Annotated in this window: 5 protein-coding genes; 2 read left to right on the top strand and 3 right to left on the bottom strand. The window is 33.4% G+C overall.

Going from position 1 to position 5196, the window contains the following annotated elements; all coding sequences use genetic code 11:
* Nucleotides 1-115 precede the first annotated feature (115 nt).
* Entirely contained in the window at nucleotides 116-2269 is a 2154-nt protein-coding gene (locus tag Q0352_RS13400) for a T9SS type A sorting domain-containing protein (protein ID WP_299528323.1), read from the top strand.
* 254 nt (nucleotides 2270-2523) lie between these two features.
* Here Q0352_RS13400 and Q0352_RS13395 read toward each other — a convergent pair whose 3' ends face one another.
* From Q0352_RS13395 to gldB, 3 genes are all read right to left on the bottom strand, one after another.
* The gene (locus Q0352_RS13395) at nucleotides 2524-2799 is read right to left on the bottom strand and encodes a hypothetical protein (protein WP_299528321.1); all 276 of its coding nucleotides are present in this window, start codon (nucleotides 2797-2799) and stop codon (nucleotides 2524-2526) included.
* 223 nt (nucleotides 2800-3022) lie between these two features.
* Nucleotides 3023-3358 (bottom strand): gliding motility protein GldC, encoded by a 336-nt coding sequence (gldC, locus tag Q0352_RS13390; protein WP_299528319.1) that lies wholly within the window; start codon nucleotides 3356-3358, stop codon nucleotides 3023-3025.
* Nucleotides 3358-4320, bottom strand: coding sequence for a gliding motility lipoprotein GldB (gldB, locus tag Q0352_RS13385; protein ID WP_299528317.1), 963 nt, complete (start codon nucleotides 4318-4320; stop codon nucleotides 3358-3360). Before gldB ends, gldC begins: the two co-directional genes overlap by 1 nt.
* 105 nt (nucleotides 4321-4425) lie before the next feature.
* Here gldB and nadE point away from each other — a divergent pair.
* Nucleotides 4426-5196, top strand: a 771-nt coding sequence (gene nadE / locus Q0352_RS13380; RefSeq protein WP_299528315.1) for an NAD(+) synthase, incomplete at its 3' end; no start/stop codon positions are given.

The following is a 5196-nucleotide window of genomic DNA, read 5'->3' as shown; positions in this document are numbered from 1 at the left end:
TCTTTTTGTATCTTCGTTCTCAAAGCCGAACTGCGTTTAGCAGGTCGTTGGCATTCATTAAAACTATTTCGTATTAAACCCTTGCAACAAAATAAGGTCAAATAAAATAAAAGAGATGATTCGAAGTTACACTATTAGCTGTTTTTTATTCTTATTTACATTCGTGTCTCATGGGCAATCAATCAATATTTCACTTCCAGAAAATCCTGTAATTCAAAGTATTCCTTCGGAATGGAAAGGATACAATCACGGGAGTGAGACCAACGTTTCTGATTATCAAACGACAGAGTTTGGTGCTGCTTTTTCGAAGATGAATCCAGGTATTATAAGATGGCCAGGAGGAAACCGAGCCAATAATTACCGTTGGATGGATCGTTTGGATGATACAGATAAACTGAACCTTGAAAATGTAATTCCGTTTTTAGATGCCTTTGGTGTAGAACTCCAAATTGTTGTGAATTTCGGAAATGGTTCTGCTGCCGATGCTGCTGAACTTGTGCGTATTTGTAATAGTACAGACTCCTATTATGAAGGTTTGCGCCAAAGTTTATTAAACAGTCCAAATCCCATAAATGTGAAGTATTGGGAAATAGGAAATGAATCTACAGACGCTTGGTCTTTTGGATGGTCATGGTTAGGTTTTCAAGATAACATTCATTTTCAAACAGGATTTCCTGATAAACCATTTACAAAAGACGAAGCTAATGATTTATATTATTATGGGGGCGAATTTCTTAGAGAAGGTTGGGTAGAAGCGATAGGTGGTCTAGACAACAAAACAGCCATTTTAGGGCATACAAAATTTTATTCAAGTGCTTTAGCTACAGATACTATTGCAATTAAATTCCCTACGATGGATATCGCTGATGTTAACGCAGTGCGAGTGTATAGAACACCTAACTTTGATGATGTTTGGGCAGCAACTGCAAGTCAGCAAGATTTATATGATGCTATAGCAAACCCTACGAACCTTTTACCTTCTAATGAATTTTCTTGGACAGCAACCAAAGTGACGCTAATTCCAAATGGCGGACTAAGTGTTGATGATTTTATTTTAATTGAATACAATAGTATTGGACATGATGGTGCTTTTGCTTATAGAAATGCTATGAAAACAGCTGATTCATCCATTGAAATAGGCTATAGTGTAAAGCCAGAAGATATACAAGCAAGTAATAGTCTTTTCCAACAAGATTTTGCTGCAAGCCCACCTAATTTTATGATAAAGCATCCTTATGCAAGCGGTTTAACAATACCAGCAGTTGAGAATGGATTTTTTTCAGATGCTGCATTTGTTTCCCAAAGTAAAGTTGAAGCCTTGGTGAATTTCGAAGACCTTTGGAATCAACGAGAAATTGATTGGGGAATACCTAATGAAATTGGCGTGTCATTAACAGAATGGAATGTTGCTTTGTTTGATCTGGCGGAAGAAGATCACCCAATTCGTGGAATAACCTGCGGTTTGTATGTTGCTGATTTTTGGGCAAGAACATTTGAATATGGGTTAAATGATTTATTAGACCTGCGAGTGATGAATCATTTTGCCTTGTCGGCTACAGGAAATAATTTTATACATCTTTTACATCCAAATCCAGTGTTTTCAGTTGGGGTTGAAGGTGTGGCGACTACAATGGTTATGGAAGCCATAGGAGAAGGGATGTTTCCAATAACACTTTCTAACAATCCTCAGATAGATGTTATGACTACCAATGAAGGAGCACCTCTTCCTATAACTATAGATGCTATTCCGGCATGGGGAGGAGTTGGAGCCAATAATGACTCTGTTAACGTTTTACTAATAAATAGGGATGATGAAAATTCACATGTTGTTGATATTGATATTCCGGCTATTTGGCAAGCTGACAGCGTTATTTTTGAATCGCTCTATGGAGAAATGGTAAATGAAATTGTTTCTACGAGTTATGATGATAGTCCGTTTACAGGCAGTACTTATTCAGCAGTACTTCCTGCATTTTCTGTGAATACAGTAAGAATACACATAACCAATTCTTTAGGAATAGATGGATACGGTGATAATTTGAAGGATGCGTATATTTACCCAAATCCCAGTTCAGATTTTGTATATTTCACGTCTAAAGAGCGACCAATTTCGGTAGAAATTTTGAATAACTTGGGTCAAAAAGTAAGCTATCAAACATCAATAGATTTGAACAAAATAGAAATTAGTAAACTTAAAAAAGGTGTTTATTTTATCCGAGCGATATACTCTGACAAGAACGTTGCTACTTATAAGTTAATCAAACAATAGTAATAGATTTTATGAGTAAATATAAATGGAATAAATACCGAAATGCCAATAAAAAACTGAATTAAAAAACAATTAAAAAAACGCTTTTTGCTTTTTTAGCTCCAACTTCTCATCAAAATAATCACAAAAATCCTTCATAATTTAAGCCATTTTTGATATTACCACCAAAAGTAATTTAGGGAATAAATTGTTGGTGAAAAAATATCAAAAACGGCTTAAATGACATCATTAGGATGTAGATAACAAACTAATGATTATAGTATAATGATTAACAATAAAATAATGATAATTGCACCTGATGATATATAGATACCATTTCCTGATGCTCTTAGTTTCGATTTAATTGCGCGTACTTCTTTGCGTAGTTCCTTTTTCTCAGTACGTTTTAGTTCCGATTTATCCATTCCTTTTATTTCCTCGATACGATTAAGCATTACTTGAACTTCAGCAGGAATCTCAATAGGAGTTGTTGTTTTTGGATTTATTTCAGAAGCACTGATTGTAGTAAAAGCACATAATGATAACATCATTATCATTAAATAAAGTCTTGATTTTTTCATTCTGTAACTATTTAAATTAGTGAATTAATGGTATTGTAAATATGCAATAAAGTATTCACTTGAATTTACAAATTCTTTAGCTAAACTTACATAATTCACACATAAAAAAATATTATTATTAAAACTATATTTTCCCATTTCAACTTTATTCACCAAAGACCTGAATTTAAAAACCGATTGAACTAAACCGTTTTTACTTCTTTAGCTCCAACTTCTCAGCAAAATAATCACAAAAATCTTTCATGGTAGCTGTCATCTTTTCGTCTTGTGTAGCACGATTAAAGGTATCACTCATTGCGACTAAGGTTTGATGAAAAAACTGCTTCATCTCATCAACTGGCATGTCTTTAGTCCATAAATCAATACGCAACGTTTCTTTGGCTTTATTATCCCAAACAGATAGCATCATTGCTTTTGCTTCTTCATTTGTAATGCCACCATCTTGTGCAGACCATCTTAGTTTTTTAGGAATTCTATTTTCATCTAACTCTACGTTCAATTCAATTTTAGATGTAAGTATATTTGCCATTATTTTCGTGGTTTAAATTTTGATTTATTAAAAAGCTCAGTGGCATCCATTTGCAGCATATCTTTTAAATCTGCGTCGCTATTTTCCATATATGCTTTTACAATTTGCCAGCCAATGTATTGGCCTAATCTACCTGGTGATTCAGCATCAAGTTCTAAATTAAACTTAGAAAAAGGAGCAGGATTTATAAACCTTCCTGCTAATTTTTGGTCTGTTTCGAACAATAATTCACGTTCAACAAAAAACTCCCAAATACTTGATTCATTTGCCAACGCCCAAGCTAATTGATCTTTTGTATATCCTATTTTTTCTTCATCAGATTTAAACGGAATCATCACATCTTTAAAGTAGAGTATCTTCCCGAAATAAACCATTTCGTCAATTAATGATTTTCGTGAAGGTTGATAAATTTGCTTTTGAGCATACTCTGCAGCTAAATCTGATACTATTTGTGGTGCTTCGAAATTCTGTTTTAAATAGTTTTGAATATTCCCATAAAACTCGTGGTCACCTCCTAAATAATTATCAATAGCAATTAAAGTTATAGAATCTGTGACTATTATTTTACTTCTATAATCAATATCATTAATTAAGGTTATAACTCTGGGTGATCTAAATGAAGGATTATAGTATTTTAAATGTTGATAGAAACTAACCAATTCATTTTTCAATTGGCCGAAATCGGCATATTTTTTTTCAATCTCAAAAAACATTTGTTGTTGTAATGTATCATTCATTCTTGCAATCCAAAGGGAGTCTGGATATTGACTTGAAAACATAAAAGGGTAATCTGCTTTAAGTTTAGGCAAAGATTCTGCAGAAGCTTCAGCAAAAAGCTTTTCAAAACGTTCTATTTGAACTTTAACTTCAATATTTGCAATTTCTTTTTCAATTCCGCTCTCGTTCTGGCAAGATTGAAATAATACTAAAATTACAATAAGAAAACTTAGTTTATTTCGCATAATGAATGAATATAAAACTTAAACGATTATAATTTTTATTAATTATTCAATTCGTTTATTTTTGTTTTGCAAATGTACTATTCTTTGCCTTAAAAATAAACCTTCATGCAAACAGAAAAAGTTGTTGACCATATTGTAAACTGGTTAAAAGATTATGCTAAAAACACAGGCGTAAACGGTTTTGTAATTGGAATTTCTGGAGGTATTGATTCTGCGGTTACCTCAACGTTATGCGCAAAAACAGGATTGCAACTCCTTTGTGTTGAAATGCCAATACATCAAGCAGCAAGTCATGTAAGTCGCGGCCAAGAACATATTGCTCAACTGAAAAACCGTTTTCCAAATGTTTCAGATATTATAGTTGACTTAACTCCTGTTTTTGAAGAATTTAAAACGGAAGTTTCTTTAGATGGAAAGCAAGCAACTGTTGCTATGGCTTTAGCAAACACAAGAGCTCGCTTGCGAATGACAACCTTATATTATCACGCAGGATTGTTAGGCTTACTTGTTGCCGGAACTGGAAACAAAGTTGAAGATTTTGGCGTCGGTTTTTACACCAAATATGGAGATGGAGGTGTTGATTTAAGCCCTATTGCAGATCTTTTAAAATCGCAAGTTTATGAAATCGGTACGTTTTTAAAAGTACCTGAATCTATTATGAATGCCTCGCCAAGTGATGGTTTATTTGGTGATGCAAGAAGTGATGAAGACCAAATTGGTGCAAACTATGATGAGTTAGAATGGGCAATGGAAATGCATGAAATTGGTAAAACTGTAGATGATTTTTCAGGACGCAAAAAAGTAGTTTTTGAAATTTTTAAACGTTACAATTCAAGGAATAAACACAAAATGACACCAATACCAATTTGCGAAATT

Origin of the sequence: uncultured Lutibacter sp. (genome assembly GCF_937891065.1) — a bacterium.
Lineage (GTDB): Bacteria > Bacteroidota > Bacteroidia > Flavobacteriales > Flavobacteriaceae > Lutibacter.
The sequence above is the reverse complement of the archived record's forward strand: the minus strand, read 5'-3'. Positions and strand labels throughout refer to the sequence as shown.